General features: G+C 34.8%; 28 protein-coding genes, 1 other RNA gene and 8 pseudogenes. 27 read left to right on the top strand and 10 right to left on the bottom strand.

Features of this window, described 5'->3' with window-relative positions; all coding sequences use genetic code 11:
• Nucleotides 1-18: 18 nt before the first annotated feature.
• The 5 genes and pseudogenes from JCM13188_RS07120 to recU form a co-directional block, all read right to left on the bottom strand.
• Complete coding sequence (locus JCM13188_RS07120) at nucleotides 19-597, bottom strand: hypothetical protein (RefSeq protein WP_054753114.1); 579 nt, start codon at nucleotides 595-597, stop codon at nucleotides 19-21.
• Nucleotides 598-599: 2 nt separating this feature from the next.
• The gene (locus tag JCM13188_RS07115; RefSeq protein ID WP_054753112.1) at nucleotides 600-1,820 is read right to left on the bottom strand and encodes a transglycosylase domain-containing protein; all 1,221 of its coding nucleotides are present in this window, start codon (nucleotides 1,818-1,820) and stop codon (nucleotides 600-602) included.
• Nucleotides 1,798-2,319: a transglycosylase domain-containing protein gene (locus JCM13188_RS07110; RefSeq protein WP_279401538.1), complete on the bottom strand. Its 522-nt coding sequence runs from the start codon at nucleotides 2,317-2,319 to the stop codon at nucleotides 1,798-1,800. Before JCM13188_RS07110 ends, JCM13188_RS07115 begins: the two co-directional genes overlap by 23 nt.
• A 20-nt stretch (nucleotides 2,320-2,339) precedes the next feature.
• The gene (locus JCM13188_RS07105; protein WP_279401527.1) at nucleotides 2,340-2,570 is read right to left on the bottom strand and encodes a hypothetical protein; all 231 of its coding nucleotides are present in this window, start codon (nucleotides 2,568-2,570) and stop codon (nucleotides 2,340-2,342) included.
• Between the two features lie 129 nt (nucleotides 2,571-2,699).
• Nucleotides 2,700-3,303 (bottom strand): annotated as a pseudogene (recU, locus tag JCM13188_RS07100) (Holliday junction resolvase RecU).
• A 91-nt stretch (nucleotides 3,304-3,394) separates the two neighbouring features.
• Here recU and JCM13188_RS07095 point away from each other — a divergent pair.
• The 13 genes and pseudogenes from JCM13188_RS07095 to JCM13188_RS07040 all read left to right on the top strand — a co-directional run bounded on the left by JCM13188_RS07095 (nucleotide 3,395) and on the right by JCM13188_RS07040 (nucleotide 12,880).
• Nucleotides 3,395-4,360 (top strand): DUF2515 family protein, encoded by a 966-nt coding sequence (locus tag JCM13188_RS07095; protein ID WP_054753106.1) that lies wholly within the window; start codon nucleotides 3,395-3,397, stop codon nucleotides 4,358-4,360.
• A 277-nt stretch (nucleotides 4,361-4,637) separates the two neighbouring features.
• Nucleotides 4,638-4,979: a DUF1798 family protein gene (locus JCM13188_RS07090; RefSeq protein ID WP_054753104.1), complete on the top strand. Its 342-nt coding sequence runs from the start codon at nucleotides 4,638-4,640 to the stop codon at nucleotides 4,977-4,979.
• Nucleotides 4,980-4,992: 13 nt separating this feature from the next.
• Nucleotides 4,993-5,310: a cytidine deaminase gene (locus tag JCM13188_RS07085; protein WP_369404878.1), complete on the top strand. Its 318-nt coding sequence runs from the start codon at nucleotides 4,993-4,995 to the stop codon at nucleotides 5,308-5,310.
• 150 nt (nucleotides 5,311-5,460) lie between these two features.
• Nucleotides 5,461-5,646, top strand: coding sequence for an SLOG family protein (locus JCM13188_RS07080; RefSeq protein WP_054753102.1), 186 nt, complete (start codon nucleotides 5,461-5,463; stop codon nucleotides 5,644-5,646).
• The gene (locus tag JCM13188_RS07075) at nucleotides 5,627-6,034 is read left to right on the top strand and encodes an SLOG family protein (RefSeq protein WP_054753100.1); all 408 of its coding nucleotides are present in this window, start codon (nucleotides 5,627-5,629) and stop codon (nucleotides 6,032-6,034) included. The genes JCM13188_RS07080 and JCM13188_RS07075 overlap by 20 nt, the downstream gene beginning before the upstream one ends.
• A gap of 10 nt (nucleotides 6,035-6,044) precedes the next feature.
• Nucleotides 6,045-6,344, top strand: coding sequence for a cell division regulator GpsB (gpsB, locus tag JCM13188_RS07070; RefSeq protein ID WP_054753099.1), 300 nt, complete (start codon nucleotides 6,045-6,047; stop codon nucleotides 6,342-6,344).
• Between the two features lie 77 nt (nucleotides 6,345-6,421).
• Nucleotides 6,422-6,803: RNase P RNA component class B (gene rnpB, locus JCM13188_RS18400), an RNA gene on the top strand.
• Between the two features lie 111 nt (nucleotides 6,804-6,914).
• Nucleotides 6,915-8,010 (top strand): annotated as a pseudogene (locus JCM13188_RS07065) (THUMP domain-containing class I SAM-dependent RNA methyltransferase).
• Between the two features lie 19 nt (nucleotides 8,011-8,029).
• Nucleotides 8,030-9,532 (top strand): carboxypeptidase M32, encoded by a 1,503-nt coding sequence (locus JCM13188_RS07060; protein WP_054753098.1) that lies wholly within the window; start codon nucleotides 8,030-8,032, stop codon nucleotides 9,530-9,532.
• Between the two features lie 77 nt (nucleotides 9,533-9,609).
• Entirely contained in the window at nucleotides 9,610-10,389 is a 780-nt protein-coding gene (locus tag JCM13188_RS07055) for an SDR family NAD(P)-dependent oxidoreductase (protein ID WP_054753097.1), read from the top strand.
• A 76-nt stretch (nucleotides 10,390-10,465) separates the two neighbouring features.
• Nucleotides 10,466-11,527: a type III polyketide synthase gene (locus JCM13188_RS07050; RefSeq protein WP_054753096.1), complete on the top strand. Its 1,062-nt coding sequence runs from the start codon at nucleotides 10,466-10,468 to the stop codon at nucleotides 11,525-11,527.
• Nucleotides 11,528-11,692: 165 nt separating this feature from the next.
• Nucleotides 11,693-12,040, top strand: coding sequence for an isoprenylcysteine carboxylmethyltransferase family protein (locus tag JCM13188_RS20650; protein WP_369404886.1), 348 nt, complete (start codon nucleotides 11,693-11,695; stop codon nucleotides 12,038-12,040).
• A gap of 15 nt (nucleotides 12,041-12,055) precedes the next feature.
• Nucleotides 12,056-12,880, top strand: a complete 825-nt coding sequence (locus JCM13188_RS07040) for a sulfurtransferase (protein ID WP_054753093.1) — start codon at nucleotides 12,056-12,058, stop codon at nucleotides 12,878-12,880.
• Nucleotides 12,881-13,047: 167 nt separating this feature from the next.
• Here JCM13188_RS07040 and JCM13188_RS07035 read toward each other — a convergent pair.
• A pseudogene (locus tag JCM13188_RS07035) lies at nucleotides 13,048-13,709 on the bottom strand (queuosine precursor transporter); the annotation flags it as partial.
• Nucleotides 13,710-13,854: 145 nt separating this feature from the next.
• Nucleotides 13,855-14,061, bottom strand: coding sequence for a cold-shock protein CspD (cspD, locus tag JCM13188_RS07030; protein ID WP_054753091.1), 207 nt, complete (start codon nucleotides 14,059-14,061; stop codon nucleotides 13,855-13,857).
• A 247-nt stretch (nucleotides 14,062-14,308) separates the two neighbouring features.
• Between cspD and JCM13188_RS07025 the strand changes: the two are divergent.
• Nucleotides 14,309-15,150 (top strand): annotated as a pseudogene (locus JCM13188_RS07025) (DUF72 domain-containing protein).
• A gap of 1 nt (nucleotide 15,151) precedes the next feature.
• Here JCM13188_RS07025 and JCM13188_RS07020 read toward each other — a convergent pair.
• Together JCM13188_RS07020 and JCM13188_RS07015 are read right to left on the bottom strand one after the other, a co-directional pair.
• A complete protein-coding gene (locus JCM13188_RS07020) occupies nucleotides 15,152-15,475 on the bottom strand; it encodes a C40 family peptidase (RefSeq protein ID WP_279401537.1) in 324 nt (107 codons plus the stop codon).
• Nucleotides 15,476-15,495: 20 nt separating this feature from the next.
• The gene (locus JCM13188_RS07015) at nucleotides 15,496-16,179 is read right to left on the bottom strand and encodes a peptidoglycan-binding domain-containing protein (protein WP_054753086.1); all 684 of its coding nucleotides are present in this window, start codon (nucleotides 16,177-16,179) and stop codon (nucleotides 15,496-15,498) included.
• Between the two features lie 113 nt (nucleotides 16,180-16,292).
• Here JCM13188_RS07015 and JCM13188_RS07010 point away from each other — a divergent pair, with 113 nt between their 5' ends.
• The 6 genes and pseudogenes from JCM13188_RS07010 to JCM13188_RS06985 all read left to right on the top strand — a co-directional run bounded on the left by JCM13188_RS07010 (nucleotide 16,293) and on the right by JCM13188_RS06985 (nucleotide 19,310).
• Nucleotides 16,293-17,252, top strand: coding sequence for a thymidylate synthase (locus tag JCM13188_RS07010; protein ID WP_054753084.1), 960 nt, complete (start codon nucleotides 16,293-16,295; stop codon nucleotides 17,250-17,252).
• Nucleotides 17,253-17,264: 12 nt separating this feature from the next.
• Nucleotides 17,265-17,756: pseudogene (locus tag JCM13188_RS07005) on the top strand (dihydrofolate reductase).
• Between the two features lie 89 nt (nucleotides 17,757-17,845).
• Nucleotides 17,846-18,028, top strand: coding sequence for a twin-arginine translocase TatA/TatE family subunit (gene tatA, locus JCM13188_RS07000; protein ID WP_054753082.1), 183 nt, complete (start codon nucleotides 17,846-17,848; stop codon nucleotides 18,026-18,028).
• A gap of 24 nt (nucleotides 18,029-18,052) precedes the next feature.
• On the top strand, nucleotides 18,053-18,268 hold the full coding sequence (gene tatA, locus JCM13188_RS06995; protein ID WP_054753080.1) for a twin-arginine translocase TatA/TatE family subunit: 216 nt from the start codon (nucleotides 18,053-18,055) through the stop codon (nucleotides 18,266-18,268).
• 57 nt (nucleotides 18,269-18,325) lie between these two features.
• A complete protein-coding gene (gene tatC, locus JCM13188_RS06990) occupies nucleotides 18,326-19,081 on the top strand; it encodes a twin-arginine translocase subunit TatC (protein ID WP_054753234.1) in 756 nt (251 codons plus the stop codon).
• A 10-nt stretch (nucleotides 19,082-19,091) separates the two neighbouring features.
• The gene (locus JCM13188_RS06985) at nucleotides 19,092-19,310 is read left to right on the top strand and encodes a YozE family protein (RefSeq protein ID WP_054753078.1); all 219 of its coding nucleotides are present in this window, start codon (nucleotides 19,092-19,094) and stop codon (nucleotides 19,308-19,310) included.
• A 56-nt stretch (nucleotides 19,311-19,366) separates the two neighbouring features.
• Here the strand turns inward: JCM13188_RS06985 and JCM13188_RS06980 are convergent, their stop codons facing one another.
• A complete protein-coding gene (locus JCM13188_RS06980) occupies nucleotides 19,367-19,450 on the bottom strand; it encodes a YjcZ family sporulation protein (RefSeq protein WP_054753077.1) in 84 nt (27 codons plus the stop codon).
• Between the two features lie 169 nt (nucleotides 19,451-19,619).
• Here JCM13188_RS06980 and JCM13188_RS06975 point away from each other — a divergent pair, with 169 nt between their 5' ends.
• From JCM13188_RS06975 to JCM13188_RS06950, 7 genes and pseudogenes are all read left to right on the top strand, one after another.
• Entirely contained in the window at nucleotides 19,620-19,868 is a 249-nt protein-coding gene (locus JCM13188_RS06975) for a DUF2584 family protein (RefSeq protein ID WP_054753070.1), read from the top strand.
• Between the two features lie 67 nt (nucleotides 19,869-19,935).
• A pseudogene (gene ung, locus JCM13188_RS06970) lies at nucleotides 19,936-20,598 on the top strand (uracil-DNA glycosylase).
• Between the two features lie 75 nt (nucleotides 20,599-20,673).
• Entirely contained in the window at nucleotides 20,674-21,195 is a 522-nt protein-coding gene (gene vrrA / locus JCM13188_RS06965) for a VrrA/YqfQ family protein (RefSeq protein ID WP_054753069.1), read from the top strand.
• Between the two features lie 11 nt (nucleotides 21,196-21,206).
• Nucleotides 21,207-21,724 (top strand): annotated as a pseudogene (gene msrA / locus JCM13188_RS20645) (peptide-methionine (S)-S-oxide reductase MsrA); the annotation flags it as partial.
• Complete coding sequence (gene msrB / locus JCM13188_RS20640; protein ID WP_369404885.1) at nucleotides 21,710-22,162, top strand: peptide-methionine (R)-S-oxide reductase MsrB; 453 nt, start codon at nucleotides 21,710-21,712, stop codon at nucleotides 22,160-22,162. The pseudogene msrA and the gene msrB, both read left to right, overlap by 15 nt.
• A gap of 11 nt (nucleotides 22,163-22,173) precedes the next feature.
• A complete protein-coding gene (locus JCM13188_RS06955) occupies nucleotides 22,174-22,377 on the top strand; it encodes a DUF6501 family protein (protein ID WP_054753067.1) in 204 nt (67 codons plus the stop codon).
• A 109-nt stretch (nucleotides 22,378-22,486) separates the two neighbouring features.
• Nucleotides 22,487-23,087, top strand: a pseudogene (locus tag JCM13188_RS06950) (alpha/beta hydrolase).
• Nucleotides 23,088-23,093: the final 6 nt, after the last annotated feature.

Raw genomic sequence — 23,093 nt, 5'->3', positions numbered from 1 at the left:
CTCGTTTTTGTTTGTAATTTAAGTTGTACTATCTGTCGATTGAGTAGAGTCAGTTGAACTAGTTGAAGTGTTAGTATCACCATTTTCTGTAGTGCTATTAGTAACTGAATCTTCGCCTTGATCATTAGACCCATCATCAGTACCCGATTCTCCGTCACCAGATCCATCATCCGTGGAACCGTCATCTGTTGATCCAGGGTCAGTACCGTCTTCAGATGAGTCATCACCGCCATTAGATCCACCATCTCCATCTGAAGGCGGCTCTTCCTGATCTCCATTTCCATTACCTTCGCCGTTTCCGTTACCTTCACCGTTTCCGTTACCTTCACCATTTTCTTCTTCATCATCGCCAATTATTTCATCAATTAAATCTTTCTCTTCTTCTTCAGGCGGCGTTTCAGCAGAAGTTTGAGCTGGTTCAGATTGATTACCACCATCGTCTATGGCTGTAACTTCAAACGTATAATTAGTTTCAGGAGAAATTTCATCGAATACAATCATTTGATCACTTATGGTAGCAACATCTTGCATGTCACTTCCATCTACGGATACTTTAATGTTGTATTCCATGTCATCATTAGAGTGATCCCATGACACTTCTATAACCCCACGTTTTCATCAAACTCAGCTTTTAGTCCTTCAACAGGATCTGGCTGATCGTATTGTTCCGATACTTCGTTTGGTGTAGTACCCTTAACGAACAATTCCGTAATGATCTGACTTTCTGGTGTATAATCACTTGGTAATTTAGCAGGTCTAGAGCCTTCCTCAATTCCAACCTCAACAACTGAATCAGGTTTAGTGAAATCAGCTGTTTCGACTCCATCTGACATATGTCTCATTAGGTTTCCAAAGATTGCTTTAGGAATAGCTTTATCTTGACCAGATAGTGACTTGTTTCCTTCACTGTAACCAGTCCACACTGAAATAGTGAAGTTTGTAGAATAACCTGCCATCCAAGAGTCAACATCTTCATTTGTTGTACCTGTTTTAGCTGCTACAGGCAGATTATTAACATCAACACTAGAACCAGTTCCATGATTAATGACGTCTTTTAGCATATCAGTAATCATATAAGCAGTGTAATCTTCCATGGCAATATTAGATTCTGGTTTAGTCTCAACTACTTTCTTTTCATCAGGGTACACAATCTTCGTTACTGCGTGTGGTTCATTATAAATACCACCATTACCGAAAGCTGCATAAGCACCAGCAATTTCTAATGGACTTAATTCTTGATTACCTCCAATAGAATCGGAATTGAGTAATGTATCACCATAAGGTAATCCTAATCCACGTACGAAGTTTAAGATTTTTTCATCGCCTTGACTGTTTCTTACTTCGTTAAATGCCTTAAATGCAGGAATATTAATGGACTCATATAATGCTTCACGCATCGTCATCCAACCTCGATAGCGATCATCAAAGTTACTCAAATCTACATCATCACTATAATTATCAACTTCTTCATCTTTTAATTGATGGTAAGTAGACCATTTCTCAAACTCAATAGCAGGACCGTAATCTATAATAGGCTTAATTGTTGAGCCTGGCTGACGATCAGTACTAAAGGCATAGTTTTCACTCGCCCAAATGCCTTCCTTATTACGTCCACCACCAATTGCTAGTATTTCACCAGTCTTAGTATCAATCACTGAAATTCCTGTTTGAACTTTATCGTCACTAAATTGTATTGGACTCTTTTCATCATTCATTAGAAACTCAACTTGTTTTTGAGCATCTTGATCTAATGTTGTATGAATTGTTAACCCAGCTGAATACACATCAACTTCGTCATCAAGTTTTTTGACTAGCTTCATTTAATACTTTTTCAATAAATCCTTCATAAGGAATATCCGATTCGTAGCTGTCTTGAATCATATCCTTCACTTTGATAGCTTTGGCTTCTTTAGCCTCTGCTTCAGAGATCTTTCCATGTTGAACCATTAAATCTAGAACGATATTACGACGTTCTTTAGCAAGTTTTGGATCAATATACGGGTTGTAAGCATTAGGTCTTTGCGGAATACCAGCTAATAGTGCCGCCTCTGAAAGTGTTAATTTACTTAAATCACTTTTTCCGAAGAAAGCTTCAGATGCTTTTTGAACACCGTATATATCTTTACCATAAGCAATGATATTAAGGTACATAGCTAAAATTTCCTTTTTGCTGTAATCTTGTTCTAGTTTAAATGCTAAATATTGTTCTTGGACTTTTCGTTCAATACTTTTCTCTGAAGTCAAAAATGCATTTTTAACAACTTGTTGAGTAATCGTACTAGCACCTTGTGCTCCGAATCCTTCTTTGATATTAGCTATAACAGCAGCTCCGATACGCCTTAGATCAATACCACTATGTTCAAAGAACCTACGTCTTCGGTAGCAAGTACCGCATCTTCTAGAATTTGTGGAATTTCCTTATATTCAATTTCTTCACGTTTTTGAGCACCTAGTTCAGCGACTACGTTTCCATCTCTGTCCAGAATCGTCGTTGACAATGGTACTTGTAATTCTTCCGCGTTCAGTTCAGGTGCGTCTTTAATATAAGAAAATACCACACCTGCAACCACGAACATACCTAATAAACCTATAATCAATAACGATATCAGTACTTTTTTTCCAATTTATTTTTTTGTTTTTCTTTGTTTGCTTTTTAGCTTTTCGACTTTTAATGTCTTCGCTCATTATGATCTCCTCCATTAAAATAAAACACGATCGACAACGGTTAAATAGTCTACTTTTTCTGTAATGTGAATGGGATTAAATAACCGTTTTCTTTGATGTAGTGATAAGGTAACGATTTTCTATTACCCTCAAACTGTTGATCCCAAACCTTTATAAATGGACGAATTGGAAGTAAAAAAGTTTCATTCAATAATTTAAAACGAATAATAAAAAAACAAATCCCTCCATGATCGTCAATCTTTCTCATGTGATCTACTTGGTGCTGATGAATATTTGAAAATGGTAACGAGGTTTTGTTTTTAGTTTGTTTAGCTTCGAAATCAATATATCTACCATTGTAAATTCCATTATAGTCCGTAGTAGAAGGTTGTTGATAATAAGCTTCTTTAATAACAGCAGCACTTCGTTTTGGATAATCAACTTGCACTACTTGGATTGGAGTCGGTTTTTTATGAATAACCGCTTGATCAGTTTCTAAATAAAACTTATTCGTTTCATTTAGTTCTTTTCGAGGGTCATCCCTCTATTTCCGAATTGTGTTCCGCCTAGTTGACTATAGTTTGTATAATTGGTTTGTGAATTATGTTTGTTTTGCCGACTTCCCTTCGGATACTTCAATTTTATTCCTCCTCAACAACCTATTATATCAAATTTTAAACCATGAGGATTTGGATATACTATTACAAAATGGTTAAGAAAGGCTGACAGCATGATTCCGTTAATTGTAAATTACATTAAAGAACAGACTAAAATACATAACCAAAATAACGTTACTCGTACAAAAGCTTATTTAAAGTTTTACGATAAGTTTCCCGAAATTAAATGGTCATTCTTAGCAAGCATTGTATCGCGTAATGCTGGTTGGAATATGACGGATTTACAAAGTGATCCATATGTGCAGTTATTAAGTGAAGGTGAACGTAAATCGCTATATTTAACCTATGAAAGTATCAACTGGTATATATTTCAGGATGCATATCCTCAGCTGTTAATATATCAATTGTCAGAAGAAAAAGATACACCACTATTCTTCTTGTTAAAACATTTTCAAGTTTCTAGATATATAGAGGAGGAATGGTACCGATTCTACCGCCGCAGAGACAAGGAACGTTTGCTCTATGCTCAAATCATTAATGAACAAAATTTAATTGAACAACCAATTATGCAGCACCAGCCATATAAACGTAAAGTATTTAATACCATTCCATTTAGAGGTCAAAACATGGCCCATTATAATGCTGTCTTATTGCCAACAGAACAGGGTAAACTGTACGGCGATTTTGTTTCCCACTTCTTAAGTGTAAGTAAGAGAATTTCAATTGGTAAAAAGATTAGTAATATTTTATTTTATCCCTGTCTATATCCGTTATTTTATTCTTTTGCTAATAATGTTGAAATCACAGGTGATCGCAAGGAATATGAACAATTTATTAATGAACATACGACATCTGACAGTCACAATTTAACCAGTTTTTATCGTGATACGAAACATCAAATCAGTGAATATAGAGTAGATTGGTCATCTTACACAAAGATTAAAAGACGATGGTATAAAGAAGAGAAGATGAAACATCCGACACCAATTAATGAAACATACTATAAGAAGCGTCAATTAATTAAAAACATAGGATCAATTAAAGGGGTAATTAAACACGAGTCTGTCGAAAAAAGCTAAAGTATAAGAACCTTTGTTGGTTTCCTTCTTTGTTTGTCGTACGGGTAGGATTCTAAAAATATTTGCCTAAATAAGAAGCAAAGGAGGAGATGTCAATGAAGTACCCTAATAATAAGGAGTATTTATTAGAATCTCTACAACGTTTAGAAATGGAATTAGAGCATTTAAAGAAAAGAATGCAAATCGTAAACCCAGACTTTCGTAAGAAATAATAGCGTGGCGCAAAGATTCATGATAAAGTATGACTTGAAGGCAAGGTGATTCAAGTGATAGAATTTTGCGACTAACTAGAGAGTTAAAGGATCAAGATGTAGAAGAAATCCATGATCGCTATTTTTATGATCGCAAGTTTGACCGTAAAAACTATGATGATTTTAATTTAATGAAAGAAGAAGCAACACCAATCTTTGAAAAAATTGAGAAGTGGGAAGACGATGCCAATGACCTGGTACATAAGCTGCCGATTTTCCCAAATCAAATTAAAAATACTAAAGATAATTTAGAAATTATGATTTTGCATAGTTATTTTAATGATGTGAGGAAGAAACGTTTCGTTGAACTTTATCAATCTGTAAAATATAATTTGAATTTAATTTTGGATGAACAACAGGAAGAATAGGGGAGAATATAACATGAAACAAAGTCTGTTAGTTAATGAAGCAAAGAGTATGCTAGATCAAGCTTATGTACCGTATTCAACTTTTCCGGTAGGGGCAGCTTTACTTACTAAAGATGGTAAAGTTTATAAAGGCTGTAATATTGAAAATGCAGCTTATCCAGTCACTTGCTGCGCTGAAAGAGTTGCGATTTTTAAAGCAGTTTCTGAAGGTGAGCGTGATTTTGAGTCATTGGCTGTCATTGCTAACACGTCTAGACCTGTACCGCCATGCGGGGCGTGTAGACAGGTGATGAGTGAGTTTTTCGACCCAGAAATGAACGTTTTATATTAGTAATAAGGACCTTGAAGTTAAAGAGGTAAAAGTAAAAGAATTATTACCATTTTCTTTTAATCAAGATGATTTATCATCTGGCCAGGAAAATAATGAAATATCCACATTAGAGCTAGTACAAACTAGCTCTTTTTTTGATATAATGAAAGTATGAATGTAAAATCAATAACTATAACAGGTTATAAACCACATGAATTAAATATTTTTAGTGACCAAGACGAAAAAGTTGGTATTATCAAAAAAGCTTTAAAAAGAAAGCTAGTTGAGTATTTGGATAATGGATTAGAATGGGTTATCTTATCTGGTCAACAAGGCGTTGAAAACTTGGGCATTTGATGTATTACAAGAATTAAAAGAAATCTATCAAGTTAAAGTTGCACTCATACCGCCATTCAAAGACCAAGATCATATTTGGAAAGAAGATAAACAGAAAAAATATCAAACTTTGATACAACTGGCAGACTATTATCAACCTTTAAGTCAAAAATCTTATGAAAGCCCCAAACAGTATTTTGTTAAGAATAAATGGTTTATTGAAAAAACCGATGGGTGCATTCTTCTTTATGAAGAGGAATTTGGGGGCTCTCCGAAATATTTTTATGATTTAATATTAAAATATGAAGAGCAACATGAATATAATGTAACAATTATCAATTCATTTGATTTAGATGATCTTGCTAGAGAAATGCAAGAATTAAATCAAGATAACTTGAATGATGTGTAGGAGGAATTCGATGAAAACAAATTTAACGGGTCAGGAAATTTTGGACAAAGAGTTTAAAACGACAATCAGAGGTTATAATCAAGATGAGGTGGATGAGTTTTTAGATTTAGTCATCCAAGATTATGAAACACTTAATAAAGAAATAGAAACCTTAAAAGAAGAAAATCGAAAACTTAAGACAACTAGCAAACCAAATACAACAACTGCGACTTCTTCTCAGACTAAACAAAGAGGTCAGATCAACTATGATGTATTACAAAGATTATCAAACCTAGAGAAAGCCGTTTTTGGTAAACGATATAGTGAATAATCTGTTAAACATTACTAATGCAGGGACACCTGTTTTATGTTAAACTTTATAATTCAGGCATAAATAAGATGTTGTAGGTATAGACGTAATCGCTCTGTTTTACAGAGAGGAAAGTCCATGCTCACACAGGCTGAGAGGTTTGTAGTGATCGTGCTTGACGAAACCATAAGTCAAGGTAGTTAACTTAAGGTTAGCTAACGGCGGGGAAACAATCTAAGTCCTATATGGGATACGATTGGATTACCTTTAAAGTGCCACAGTGACGATTTTGATTGGAAACAATCAAAGTGGAACGCGGTAAACCCCACGAGTGAGTAACCCAAAATATGGTAGGGGCACTTTCAGCAGGGAATTCAACCTAGCTGAGAGGCAAGTATGACTTGTAGATAGATGGTTACGACTGGAGTACGAGGTTGACCGCCGCTAGTAGTACGAAGGTACAGAACATGGCTTACAAAATACCTACTGGTCACATCTTATTTATGCCTTACATATTATTGGGAGCTTATAAGTTCTTTGAAAGGAATGTAATCATTGTCACAGCCAATTAAGTTAATCGCAACAGCAGCAATGGGATTAGAATCAATAGTTAAAAACGAAATAAAACAGCTAGGTTATGAAAATATCCAAACAGAAAATGGGCGTGTGATGTTTGATGCAGATTTAGCAGGTATTGCAAGAAGTAATTTATGGCTTCGAACGGCAGATCGCGTCAAATTATTAATGGATGAATTCAATGCGTATTCTTTTGAAGAGCTATTTGAACAAACAAAGGCATTACCATGGGAAGAGTGGATTTCTAAAGAAGGATTTATACATGTAGTAGGTAAATCACATAAATCAAAACTATATTCCGTACCTGATTGCCAATCAATTGTCAAAAAGGCAATTGTATCAAGACTTCAAGAAGCGTATAGTTTAACATCAAGACTCGAAGAAACAGGTGCAAGATACAAAGTTGAAGTAGCAATTTTAAAAGATAAAGTTACTTTATCTTTAGATACATCAGGTTCAGGTTTACATAAAACGTGGCTATCGCATTGGCCAGGGAGAAGCACCTTTAAAAGAGACACTAGCAGCTGCTCTCATTCAATTGACAAATTGGACACCTGATGATCCATTTGTAGATCCGTTTACAGGCTCCGGTACTATCCCAATTGAAGCTGCATTAATTGGACAGAACATAGCGCCAGGTTTTAACCGTGAATTTCAAGCTGAAGAATGGGATTCTATTCCTTCTACAGTTTGGGAACAGGCTCTTGAAGAGGCGGAAGACTTAGCGAATTATGATCAGCCATTAGATATTACTGGATCAGATATTAGTCATCAGTCTATCGAGATTGCCAAGCATAACGCAATGGAAGCTGGTTTGGCTGATTTAATTAATTGGAAACAAATGCAAGCAAAGGACTTTATGCCTAAATCTGAAAAAGGTTACTTAATAGGAAATCCTCCATATGGTGAACGATTGGGAGAGAAAGAGACGGTAGAACAAATCTACCAAGATTTAGGGCATATTATGTCATCTTATCCTAAATGGAGCGTATATATCATGACTTCTTATCAGGATTTTGAAAAGCAGTATGGACAAAAGGCAACTAAGAAACGTAAATTATTTAACGGATTTATTCAGACAAACTATTATCAATATTTTGGTAAAAAATAAATAATGGGGAGAGAATTAAATGAGTGGATCAACATATTCTTCAGTAGAACAAGAATTTTTGCAATATTATAAACAGATTGAATCTTATGCTGAAGCAATTAAATTGATGGCATGGGATTTAAGAACTAAAGCGCCTAAGAAAGGAGTTCACAGACGTTCAGAAACGCTTTCTTTTTTATCACAAAAAGTCCATGAATTAAAAACGTCAGATCAAGTGAAGACTTACATTGATGAGCTTAGAAATTCTGAAAACCAAGTCATTAAACGTTCAATCGAACTAGTTGAAAAAGATTATAATAAAACAAAAAAGATCCCTGTTGAAGAGTATAAAGAGTTTGTGGAATTAACCTCACAAGCCGAATCTGTTTGGACAGAGGCAAGAGAGAAATCTGACTTTGAAATGTTTAGACCTTATTTAGAAAAGATTGTTGCTTTTAATATTAAGTTTGCAGAGTACTGGGGATATAAAGAAAACCGATATGATGCACTTTTAGATGGTTTCGAACCAGGAGTGACGGTTAAGACATTAGATCAGGTTTTTCCTAAACTACGAGATGATTTAGGCAAACTCATTAAAAATGTTAATGAATCTAATAATAAACCTGACCCGAGTCAAATTTTGGCTAACTTTCCTAAAGAGAAACAAGAGCAGTTTTCGTTAAAAGTTCTTCATAAAATGGGGTATGATTTTGATGCAGGTAGACTAGATGAAACTGTGCACCCATTTGCCATTAATATTAACCATGATGATGTTCGAGTAACAACACGATACGATGAACAAGATTTTCGTATGGCTGTTTTTGGTACGATTCACGAAGGTGGACATGCATTATACGAGCAAGGGTTAAATAAAGACTTATATGACACGCCTGTGTGTGATGCAATCTCTATGGGCATCCATGAGTCACAATCATTATTCTGGGAAAACTTTGTTGGAAGAAATGAATCGTTCTGGGATCAATACTATGACTTATTTTTAGAATATGCACCAGATTCATTTAAGAATATACCTAAACATGAATTCTATCGTTCTATAAACGAAGTGAAACCAACATTCATTCGAATCGAAGCCGATGAGATGACTTACCCGCTTCATATTATGATTCGTTATGAGCTTGAAAAAGGTTTAATTAATGAAGAAATAGAAGTGAAAGATTTACCTAAATTGTGGAACGATAAAATGGAAGAGTACTTAGGTATTAGACCTGAAAATGATGCTGATGGAGTCCTTCAAGATGTTCACTGGTCAGGTGGAGACTTTGGATATTTCCCATCGTATGCTTTGGGTTATATGTATGGAGCTCAAATCAAGTCGGCTCTTGAGCAGGACGTTGATATTGACCAATCCATTCAAAATGATGATTTATCACCAATTAAAAATTGGTTAAACGAACATATTCATCGAAAAGGAAGTATGAAGGAACCATTAGATTTATTAAAAGAAGTGACAGGTGAAGGGCTTAACCCGAATTACTTAGTTCAATATTTAACAGAGAAGTACCAAAAAATTTATAATTGGTAAGCTTAAACCGAAAGGCTATTCTTAATATAGAAGAATAGTCTTCTTTAGCATAAATTTATCGCTTAGGAGGGTAATACTTGGAAACATATTTACCGAATTTTAAGTTAGAAGGGAAACTAGCAGTTATTACTGGAGCAACGAAGGGAATTGGGCGAGCTATTGCCTTTTCATATGCTGAATCGGGGGCGAACCTTATTTTGATTGCTCGTAATGAGGAAGATTTACATAAGACGAGCCGCGTTATTCAAGACCAATATAATGTATCTGTTGATTATGTTGCTACATCAGTTACAGAATTAGATTTTCTTAAATCAAAATTACTAGAATTAACCGCAGGTCGTGGCATCGACATTTTGGTGAATAATGCAGGGATGAATATTCGTAGTGAAGCCCTTAAAGTAACCGAAAGTGAGTATCAGCAGATTATTGATACAAATATGAAAAGTGTACTGTTCCTGTCACAATTCGTTGCACAGAACATGATTGACCACAATATTAAAGGAAAAATTATTTCCGTTTCATCCGTTGCTGGTCAAACAGCCTTAAGAACAGGTGTTGTCTATGCCATGACAAAAGCCGCCTTAATTCAAATGACCAAAACTCTATCTTTAGAATGGGGCAAATACGGAATTAATGTCAATGCTATCGGTCCTTGGTATTTCCCAACAACATTAACTGAAAAGTTACTACAAAATGATCAATATGTGCAGGATATAGTAAATCGTACGCCTTTGAATAGAATTGGACGATTAGAAGAAATAGCCGGCCCAGCTGTGTTTTTGGCATCTGAAGCTAGTAATTATATGACGGGCCAAACTCTAATGGTAGATGGTGGAATGACCATTTATGGGTTTTAAAATTTAGTATGATTTTCCAACATAAGGGGGACATTAATAAATAGGGGAATAATTCTCTTATGAAAGAGGTTCGTTTATGTCCGTTATATATAGCATCGGGACTGCCGTTCCTAAATATGAATTAAAACAAGACCGCGCGAAAGAAGTTATTTCGACATTACTTACTGAAAAAAGACTATCTAAATATTTAGCAGTGTTTGATACTGCAGGGATTAATCAGAGATATTTTGTAACGGAACCTGAATGGTTTCAGAGTAAACACGGACTTTCAGAACGAAATCATTTGTATATGAAATACGGAATTGATTTAGCTGAACAGGCCGTATTCGATTGTTTTAAAAATCATGAACTACATATGAAAGATCTAGATGCTATTATATCAGTTACGAGCACAGGAATATTAACGCCACCTTTAGATGTCCATTTGATCAATCGTTTACCATTAAAGGATACTATTAGACGCTATCCCTTATTTGGTTTGGGTTGTGCAGGTGGGGGAGTAGCATTATCAAGAGCTCATGATTACCTTAAAGCAAATCCAACACACTCTATTATGATTGTAAACTGTGAGTTAGCCACAGTTGCATTTCACCATGATCATGTAGACCAACAAAATATTGTTGGTGCGGCTTTATTTAGTGATGGTGCAAGCTGTACGGTCCTACTTGGTCATGAACATCCTCTAGCGAAACAAAGAAAAGAGCCTAGCCTTTATATAAAATCGTCAAGTTCTAAACTATTGAAAGAAAGCATGGATGTTATGGGATGGGATATTAAAAATGATGGATTCTATGTTATTTTTTCAACCATTATTCCTAAACTTGTGCGTTCTTTTTGGAAAGATCACTTAGAGGAGTTTTTAATTAAAGAGCAGATTGATTTTAAAGAAATCGAATATATATTAGCGCATCCTGGTGGAAGGAAAGTATTAGAAGAAGTGGAGAAGATTATGTTTGACCATCAAATGCTCGATTATTCTAAAGAGGTCTTAAAACAATATGGTAATATGTCGTCACCGACTGTTTTATTTGTGATTAAACAAGCGTTAGAGAGTCGTCCTTTTAAACGTCAACACCATTTAGTAACTGCATTAGGACCAGGCTTTACTTCAGAAATATTGCTGATGGAGTGGAAATGATATGGTGTATCTGTTTATACTGATATATTTAATCATACTTCGTGTATTTGAATTACTGATTGCTAAGTCAAATGAAAATTACCAGAAAGCTAAGGGCGCCATTGAAATTGAAGACCCGTATTATAAACACATAATCATTACGCATGTTCTTTTTTTGTTTTCTTAATAATAGAAAGCTTTCTAAATCATAGTTGGAATAGAGATGCATCCATCATTGTTTTCTCTTTATTTATCTTATTACAGACCTTTAGATTTTGGAGCTTATGGTCATTAGGACGTTATTGGAACACGAAAGTGATTGTGTTACCAGATGCAAAAGTTGTTGACAGAGGCCCTTATAAATGGATTAAACATCCAAATTATTGGATCGTCGGATTAGAGTTATTAGTTATATCTTTATTATTCTACGCTTATATTACTGCTATAATATTTGTTAGTGCACATTTATGGTTAATGACGAAGCGAATACCTTTGGAAAACAGAGCGCTTAAACAGTATTTTATAAATAAATAAGGGGAGAGGGTTTAGTTGATTATTTCGGTACAAGAAGCTCACGAATTAACGTTGAAAGAAAATGTTGTCTTCGCAGACTGTCGATATGATTTGAAGGATGAAAACTGGGGAAAAGAAATGTTTCATCAAGGTCATATACCAAATGGAGTGTATTTCGATCTTAATAAAGATTTAAGTGGCCAGGTCAAGAATCACGGTGGCCGACATCCGCTTCCTAACATAGAAACTTTTAAAACCAAGTTAGCCACTAAAGGAATCCACCGGGAGACGACGGTTATTGTTTATTGTCAAAATAGAGCATTTTCATCTAGAATGTACTGGTTATTAAAATTCATTGGACATCCTACAGTTTATTTAATGAATGGTGGCTTTGAGGAATGGAAGCAATCAGGATACCCTGTTAGCCAGAGTGAGTTAAATAAAACTGCTAATCAATATGGAAATAGTGAAATAAAAGAAGACCTAATTGCAGACATGTATTATGTGAAAGAAAATAAGGATAGGGATTCTGTCACATTAATCGATTCTAGAAGTTACGATCGCTATATTGGAAAACATGAGCCTATAGACCGAAAAGCTGGACATATTCCAGGTGCCATTAATTCAGAATGGACCAACATATTAAATGATCAACACCAATTTAAATCCCAAGATGAGTTAATCAACTATTTCTCAACTTATCAGGACGCTGAAGAAATGATCGTGTATTGCGGTTCAGGTGTCACAGCAACGCCGAATGTAGTTGCTTTATGGCTAGCAGGTTTCGACAATGTGAGGCTATATGTAGGAAGCTTTAGCGATTGGATTAGTTATGATGAGAATGAGATAGCTAAAGAATAGAAATAGAAGATGACACTGAAGAAAAATGGCTTATTTAAAAACGAATAATGGGTGTTATTTGACGTAGCTAAAATGAAGACGAATGTTAGGAGGAACTTAATCCTAATATTCGTCTTCTTGTAGGTTAAGACATATTTTATGCCAACCTTTTTATTAATTATGGAACTTTTTGCCAAATACATGAATGGGGTATCAAGAGCTGCAACGATAAACTTAATCAAGTAAGTACTAAAGAATATCTCTACCCAAACATTAGGATCAGTCAATAATATTCCCCAGAATGCAATAACAGTAAAGATTGCGGTATCAAGCAACTGACTTAACATTGAACTAACGTTATTTCGAACCCATAAAAATCGATCGGAAGAAAACTTACGCTTGAGTTTCGAGAAAATATAAACGTCAGCATTTTGACTAACGATATAGGCTAATAAACTTCCAATTGCAACTTGGGGAACTAAATCAAATAACGTCATGAGGGCATCATTTACTTGATCTGATTCGGAAGGTTCGAATCTTAACGCTATTTGCATGACAAGCGTCATTGTTATTAACGTATAAAAACCCAACCAGACTGCTTTTTTGCTTCCTCTTTTCCGTATTTTTCATTTAGAATATCGGTTGCTAAAAAGATTGAGCCATATACAATATTCCCTAATGTAGCGGTCACACCAAAGAGTTCAACCATTTTCAACACTTGTAAATTGGCAACTACCGTAGACATTCCAATCCACACTAGTAAGCCATTCTTACCAAAAATCCGATAAATAAAAATCAAAAGAAGAAAATTAATAAGTGCAAAAACAATCCATAATACTTCATTTGTCATCGTCATCATCTCCTTAGTTTTGATATCGCAGGATTTTTCGAACTGCGCTTTGCACAATAGATTATATAATATTACAGAATGAAAATATTTTCAAGTTGCCTACACGAAAAAAGCCGGCAGCATAAGCCGCCGACTTCAAATATATTTAATATTTATTTTTTACAACGTTAGATGCTTGTGGGCCACGGTCGCCTTCGACAATTTCGAATTCAACTTCTTGACCTTCTTCTAAAGTTTTGAAACCTTCTTGTTGGATTGCTGAATAGTGTACGAATACATCGTCGCCACCTTCAACTTGGATGAAACCATAACCTTTTTCTGCGTTAAACCATTTTACTACACCGTTTTGCATGATACAAAATCCTCCTAAAACTTTCACCTAAATGGTGCTTAATTTCACAATAAGTATGCAGATATAAAAATAAGACAACTCCTATAGAAATGAAGGATCATAAATCAATTCTTCACTTCTATAGAAGTTGCCCAATTCATGATACCTCACATCTTTATTGCACTTATAAGTATAACTGATTCACATAGACAACGTCAAGCAAACTTAGATATACTACTAATAAGAAATTAACGGTAGGAGAGATAAATTGATACATATAGGCTTAACTGGTTGGGGAGACCATCCAGCAATACATGAACAAAACGATATGTATAAAAATAAATTAGCCGCCTATGCCTCTCACTTTCCTGTTGTTGAATTAGACGCTGCCTTTTACAGTATTATGAGTCAAGAACAGTATGATAGGTGGGAGAAGCAAACACCTCGTAATTTTTCATTCGTTGTGAAGGCTTTTCAAGGATTTACTGGACACGATAGACAACATTACACACGCAAAGATGTAAAATCGATGATTGATGAGTATAAGAATGGATTAACTCCTTTAATAAATAAAATAATTAAATTGTATTTTATTTCAATTTCCACCTTGGTTTAAATTGTCAAAAGAAAATATAAACCGTTTAAGATTTATAAGAGAGCAATTTGACCAATATGATCTTGCATTAGAATTCAGAAATCGAACCTGGTTTGAAGAGTCTATACGAGGATCCACTTTAAAATTTATGCAGGAAGAAGGCTGGATTCATTCTATTTGTGACGAACCACAAGCTGGGGAGGGATCTGTTCCAACTGTACCAGTTGTTACGAATAAAGTAATACATTAATACGTTTTCACGGAAGAAATGTAATAGGTTGGAATCAAAACGGAAATGAAAATTGGAGAAAAGTAAGGTTTTTATATCGTTATAATGAAGAAGAGCTAACAGAGTGGAAAAATAGGATTCAAAATTAAAAGAGAACAGCGATCAAATTACTGTCCTCTTTAATAATAATTCTGGCGGAGGTGCTTATTACAATGCTAAACAGCTTCAACATTTACTTCATATACAATATGAAGATTTGAACCCAAGTCAAATGAATTTGTTTTAAATTATTTAGCGATACGTTTAGCTCCTAAATATCTAGCACTCCAATAAGAATTACTTAAATTGCTAATCGTAACACCGTTACTTAAGCCAGCATGAATAAAATTGCCATCGCCCAGATATATGCCAGCATGGGATGGGCCAGGTTTATACGTTTCAAAGAAGACTAAATCACCAACGCTAGGCTTTTCAACAGTTTGACCAGAGTAATAAATTGCGTCAACTGTTCTTGGAATTGAAATTCCGTGTTGTTTAAAAACATATTGCAAATATCCACTACAATCAAAACCTGATGGAGAGGTCCCTCCCCAAACATACGGTGAGCCTATATATGTTCTTGCAGTCTGAATTAATGTTCCAGAGGAAGCTTTGGGTTCTGCTTTTTTTGTGGTTTAGTTTTAACCTTTTTAACTGCTTGTTGAACGTTTGATTGGCTTTGCTCCGATTGCTGAGTTTGTGATTCTGACCGAGTTTGTGTGACTTGAACGATTGGTGTATAATCCGATAAATCTAAATCCAATTGATAGGCTTTACTCATTCTCTCCAACGCTTTTTTAGTGGCAGGGCCAGCAATTGAATCAATTTTATCTTTGTAAAAACCATAATGATCTAATGCTTTTTGAACTTGCCTAACACGATTTGATTGTTCACCATATTGTATTTGTTCTCCTAGTGTCTCGATTATTTCCTTATAATGTGTATCTAGTTCTTCTTCTAATTTTAAATAAGTTGTTTCATCCGCTTCACCTGTGGCATTTATATCATTTTGCTTCTGAAATTGCTTAAGTGCATGTTCGGTTAAGGCATCATATTTAGGAGTGTAGTCTCCTTGATAAAAGTTCAGCGTTTTAAGTTTCTTTTGTAAATGAACGACAGCTTCGTGATGCTCACCATATGATAATTTTTGAATCTCTTCAAATTGTTCTTTAGTTATAGCATCTACAGGTAAAGTGAAGGCGAGAGGGGAGCTAATTGCAATACTTCCTGCCATAGTGCTCATCACAAGTGATTTTTTCTTTTTCTTTATAACCATCTAACCAACACCTTTTCTAATTTTTGATGTTGGTATTATATGAGCCTAGTTTGCAACTATGACAGGACAGTCTTATTTGTTACAATATAGTAAAATAAAGTGGGAGGCTAACTATGTTACATACGAATGAAAATCAATATTTAGAATTATGTAAACATGTCTTAAATAAAGGCTCTGATCGAGGAGATCGCACAGGAACTGGAACACGGTCAATTTTTGGTCATCAGATGAGGTTTAATTTAGAAGAAGGCTTCCCACTTCTGACAACGAAGCGAGTACCTTTTAAATTAATTGTTAGCGAGTTGCTTTGGTTTATTAAAGGTGATACCAATATTCGTTATTTACTCGAGTATAACAATAACATTTGGAATGAATGGGCGTTTAAGAATTGGATTGAAAGTAGTGAATATGATGGGCCAGATATGACCGATTTTGGACTTAAAGCTCAAGAAGACCCTAATTTTAATGAACAATACCTTAAGCAGATGGAACGATTTAAACAAATGATTTTAGAAAATGAAGAGTTCGCTCAAAAATTTGGTCATTTAGGCGATGTATACGGTAAGCAATGGCGTCATTGGAAAACATCGCAGAATGATACCATTGATCAATTAGCAGACGTTATTAATAAAATTAAAACATCACCAGAATCTAGAAGACTTATTGTATCAGCATGGAATCCAGAGGATGTTCCATCAATGGCACTGCCGCCATGCCACACTTTGTTTCAGTTCTATGTACAAGATGGAAAATTATCATGTCAACTTTATCAAAGAAGCGGTGATATCTTCCTAGGTATTCCATTTAATATTGCAAGTTATTCTTTACTTACACATTTAATTGCACATGAATGTGGATTGAAAGTCGGTGAATTCATACATACAATTGGTGATGCTCATATTTATCATAACCACTTTGACCAAGTAAAAGAGCAGTTATCAAGAGACCCAAGGCATTTGCCGTCGCTGTCAATTAATAGTGAAGTAACATCCGTGTTTGATTTTGAAGTTGAAGATATTAAAATTGAAAATTATAACCCTCACCCTGCTATTAAAGCGCCAATTGCGGTTTAGGAGTTGAATAACATGTTATCATTTATAGTCGCGATGGATGAAAATAATGTCATCGGAAAAGATAATGACTTACCTTGGTATTTACCCAATGACTTAAAATACTTTAAAAAAATGACATCGGGTCATACCATAATCATGGGTCGAAAAACATTTGAATCAATTGGAAGACCTTTACCCAATCGAAAAAAATATTGTTCTGACCAGAGATCAACAATACAAAGCTGAAGGATGTACAGTCATTCATTCAGTTGATGAGTTAGAGTCTTATCTACATGAGGATGAAGTGTTTTTGATTGGTGGAGCTGAATTATTTAAAACTACATTACCTAAGGCTGATCGCTTATATATCACCCGTATTCATGCCACATTCGATGGAGATACATTTTTTCCGAGATTGATTTATCAGAATGGGAAGTTATAGATGTAACTAAGGGCGAGAGCGATGAAAGAAATCAGCATGAGCATACTTACTATGTTTATGAGCGTAAACACAATAAAAAGTGAACGTTTTATAACAGTGTGCTAAAAGATTTGCAAATCATACTTAAATCAGCGACAATAGAGTTGTTAAATAATTAACGGAAGGTGTTATCATGTCAATAGGTTTACCAGGATTAATACTGATTATATTAATTCTTTTAATCATATTTGGACCGAAAAAATTACCAGAACTTGGTGAGGCTTTAGGTAAAACTTTAAAAGAATTTAAGCATTCTACTAAAGGGTTAACAGATGACGATGATTCAACAAAGAATAAGACTATTGACCATCAGTAACCTTTTCAAGAACGGGGTGATTGAATGAATCCTGCAAACATAGGAATACCAGGGTTAATTTTAATAGTAATTGTGTTATTAATCGTTTTTGGCCCATCAAAATTACCTGAGATTGGACGTGCTTTTGGATCTTCTTTAAAGGAATTTAAAAAGGCGACAAGCGATTTAATGTCAGATGATCAAAATAAAAATGATCAGAAAAATGATCACATCTCTGATTCAAATGATTCTAAGAAATAATAAGGTGTAAGGGGGAATCCTTACATCTTATTTTATGAAAGATAAAGGATGAAACTCATGGAAGAACAACAACATTCTCATGAAGAACAAGAGGTTATGGACTGGACGGAACACCTAGGTGAACTAAGGAAACGTTTAATATGGACATTAATTATTTTTGTCATTTCCTTTGGTGCTGGCTTTATATATGTAGAGGAAATCTATCGCTTTATGGAGCGAGATGTTGATTTTACATTAAATGTGCTAAGTCCATTTGAAATCATATGGATTTATATCATAATTGCTACAATTACTGGCATTATTGTAACGTTACCATTTTTTGCTTTTCAGCTATGGCTGTTTATTAAACCTGGGTTGACCTCACACGAACGAAAAGTTAGTTTAATGTATATCCCGGCTTTATTTATATTATTTTTAGTCGGTCTATTATTTGGTTACTTTGTGATAAAAGATTTAATTTTACAATTCTTATTAAATCTTGGTGATGGTTTAGTTAATGAAATGTTTACGGCAGCCAACTATTTTAAGTTTATATTGCAAATTACGTTACCATTTGCTGTGTTCTTTGAAGTGCCTTTAATTGCCATGTTTTTAACTAGCTTAGGAATTATTGAACCATCATTCATGAGAAAAACAAGAAAGTATGCATACTTAGTATTAGTCATTCTAGGTACTATGTTGTCACCACCAGATTTCATCTTACAATTACTTGTTGCTGCTCCATTAATCATTCTTTATGAGATTGCAATATTAATGTCGTCGGTCGTGTACAAACGCCGAGTAAAGCAGTTAGAGAAATTAAATGACGAATAGGATGGTGTAAGTGAAGTCGTTTTATCATTATATGATGAGATATAGAGGAATGCGAGATCCGTCAAATCCATATAAATTATTAGCAGATTGGATGTTTGAAGATCATGATTTTCCTAAACATTCAACTAATCATGATGAAATTAGCCAATACTTAGAATATAACCCACCATTTACTGAAGCATTATCAACCTTTGACGAATTGTGGGAGGAATATATTCAAAACAAATAACCAGGTGACGGTCACCTGGTTATTATTTCATTAAATGAGAGATTGTTTCGTTTGGTTTAGCAGTATGCGCTACCAACGATGATTAATAGAATGAATAACACTACAATTAAAGTAAATCCACCGCCGTAATTTTGGCCCATGTTTCATTCCCCCTTTTCGTTTCACTTGTAACGTATGCGTATATAACAGAACTTGTATGGGCAATTAATACTACAACTAGACATTAGTGGATAGAAGCCTTTGCATTCCACCTACTACCATTTCACATGGTATAATATTATTAAAATAGTTAAATATGAGGTGATGGTAATGGCAACACCTTTTACAATGGAATGGAGATTAATCACAAATGGGGAAGAGAAACGTGTTCAAGAAGATGACGATATTTTTGAGATCACATTTGAAGGTTACAAGTTATTTCCTGTTGATGAGACGGTCAATGTTATGCGTAAACCTGGTTCTAATCAACAGGGAGCGGCAAAAGTTTTAAAACTCGTCTTTGAAAATCGACAAACTATTTGTCGTTATCAGTTATTATCGTTACATTCTGTCAATTAATGGCGAGTTTATTGTCGAAACAAGCCTTATTCTGCGCTTTCCCAGGAAATGAACAGGGGGAATAGGATTGGAAATCGCATCAGATTGGCATGACTTATTAGAAAGAGAAGTTAAACAACCCTATTTTAAATATTTACTTAATAATGTTGAAAGGGAATATCAAAAACGCTTCTGTTTTTCCGCCAAAAAACCAAATGTTTCGAGCATTTAATTTAACAACTTTTCAAAACACAAAAGTTGTAATCTTAGGGCAGGATCCATATCACGGGAGGGGACAAGCTAATGGCCTTAGCTTTTCAGTTAACAAAGGAGTGACTATTCCTCCTTCTTTAAAGAATATTTATAAAGAATTAGTGAGTGATATAGGTTGCTATTTTCCTGAACATGGTGATTTAACTAAATGGGCAGCTCAAGGTGTATTATTATTAAATACCGTATTAACTGTTAGGGAAAGTAAGGCTCATTCACACAGATCCCTTGGATGGGAAACATTCACAGATCGAATTATCTCGCTTTTAAATGATGAAAAGGAACATCTTGTTTTTATACTTTGGGGGAAACATGCACAGAAGAAGGGGAATATGATTGATCAAAGTCGACATTTAGTCCTTACATCCCCACATCCTAGCCCTTTGTCGGCTCATAGAGGATTTTTGGAAGCAGACCATTCTCTAATACAAATGCTTATTTAAGCCAGTACCATCAATCAACAATTAATTGGTGTTTATAAAAATAATGTTATTTGCCTAAACGGGTTACTCGTCTATTTCGTAGTATATATAAGAATAAGAAGGAGGAATAGGCGATGGATCCGTTTGACTTTCAATCACAACAACATTGGCATCAGAATCCGTACGGACTTGAATCATTTTATCAGCCAATGCCACAAAGAAGAGGGTTGAATCAAGTTTTTCATAAATTGTTAGGTAAAGGTCATAACCCTTATGGCAGAATACCACAAGCGCCATTTTTATCTGGGCCTGGAATGACAACTAAATATACTCAGCTATATGAAACGCTTAACCACATCCAAAAAGGTTTGGGATTAATTCAACAAGTATCACCATATATTAAACAATATGGGCCTTTTGTGAAAAACTTACCGATGTTTGTTGATATGGTGAAAATTATGATGGAAAATGATGATGAGGCTGAAGATCAGCAATATTTTGATCACCATGAGGAAGATGATATACACGATCATCACGATCAAAATAAGTCTCATCAAAAAATTAATAATGACTATGGAGAAAATGAACATCAACACACCAAGAAAAAGACAAATGCTAAAAAAGGTGAATTACCAGGACCTAAACTATATATCTAGAGGTGATTAAGATGTCCCAATTAGAAAAGGCTACATTTGCTGGAGGTTGTTTCTGGTGCATGGTAGAACCATTTGATCGTAGGCCAGGTATTGAAGAAGTCATATCTGGCTACACTGGTGGTCATACTGAAAATCCGACTTATGAAGAAGTTTGTTCTGAAACAACCGGTCATGTGGAAGCAGTTCAAATTATATTTAATCCAGAAATTTACCCATACCAGCAGTTATTAGAGGTTTACTGGCAACAAATTGACCCTACAGATAATCAAGGTCAATTTAACGACCGTGGAGAATCTTATAAGCCAGTCATCTTCTATCATAATGACCATCAGAAACAACTCGCAGAGGAATCAAAGAAAAAATAGAGGAGAGCGGAAAATTTAATAAACCAATTGTGGTTGAAATTCGTCCCTCTGAAACATTCTATCCTGCCGAGGAATATCATCAAGATTATTATAAAAAGAATGCTTTTCACTATAAAATGTATAAAAAGGGGTCAGGAAGAAAAGGGTTTATCGAGGAAAATTGGTCAAAAAAAGATCAAGATACGTTAAAAGAACAATTATCAGACATTCAATATAAAGTAACACAAGAAGATGCTACTGAAATTCCTTATCAAAACGAATACTGGGACCATGAGGAAGATGGCATTTATGTTGATGTAGTTAGCGGCGAACCGCTATTTTCCTCAAAAGATAAATATGATGCCGGTTGTGGTTGGCCAAGCTTTACGAGACCAATTGCCCAATTAGAAGAAAGTTTAGACACCTCTCATGGTATGAGACGAATAGAAGTGAGAAGTAATTATGCGGATTCTCATCTTGGGCATGTTTTTGATGACGGGCCTGCTAGTGAAGGCGGAATGAGATACTGTATTAATTCTGCAGCACTTAAGTTTATCCCGGTTGACCGTCTAGAAGAAGAGGGTTATGGTAAATATAAAGTGTTATTTGTGGAAAATCAATAAGAGGTGAAAGTATGATTCATAAAACTTGGTATGATCATGAAACGATTAAACAAATCAAATGTACAAACACGAAAGCTAAAAAATTCACTGTAGAAAATGTGTTAACACCAGAAAAAGTATATGATGTTAAAAACGAAACGGACGAGTTTTATTTTATTGTAGATGATTCAGGTAAAATGGGCGGGTTTTTAAAAGATTATTTTAAGGAAGTCTAATGACAAGCAGTTTTTCAGCTAAGGTTGAAAACTGCTTTCTTTGACTTAACTTGACATACTAAATTATAATTTAGCTTGAAATCAAGATTTTTTTTAGGAGGCCAACCTAATGAAATATATTTTTCGAGAGGGCAATAGTGAACAGACTTTACTCTTATTACACGGAACAGGAGGAAACGAGGAAGACTTATTACCATTGTCTGATTTGATTGATCCTGAAGCCAATGTTTTAAGTGTTCGAGGTAATGTAAATGAAAACGGAATGAATCGCTTTTTCAGAAGATTAGCTGAAGGAGTATTTGATGAAGAGGACTTAATTCAAAGAACTAATGAATTAAATCATTTTCTAGATGAGAAAAGCAAGGAATATGGATTTGATCGAAATCAAATTTATGCTGTTGGATATTCAAATGGAGCAAACATTGCGGGAAGCTTATTATATCATTTTCAGAACAGCTTAAAAAGGCGCCATGTTGTTTCACCCTATGGTGCCTAGGAGAGGAATTGATTTACCTAAACATGATGAAGTCAAAGTGTTTATTGGTGCGGGAGAAAATGATCCGATTTGCCCAGCCTCAGAAGCTGAAGATTTAAAAAGCATGTTAGAATCGTCCGGGATAGAGGTTGAACTGTTCTGGACAAACCTAGGTCATCAATTAACACGTGATGAAGTAGATGCTGCAAAAGAGTGGTATCAACAGTTGAACTAATAATAA

The sequence above is a fragment of the Piscibacillus salipiscarius JCM 13188 genome (assembly GCF_001311865.1).
GTDB classification, from domain to species: Bacteria; Bacillota; Bacilli; order Bacillales; family Alkalibacillaceae; genus Piscibacillus; species Piscibacillus salipiscarius.
This window is presented reverse-complemented; position numbering and strand designations above follow the sequence as displayed.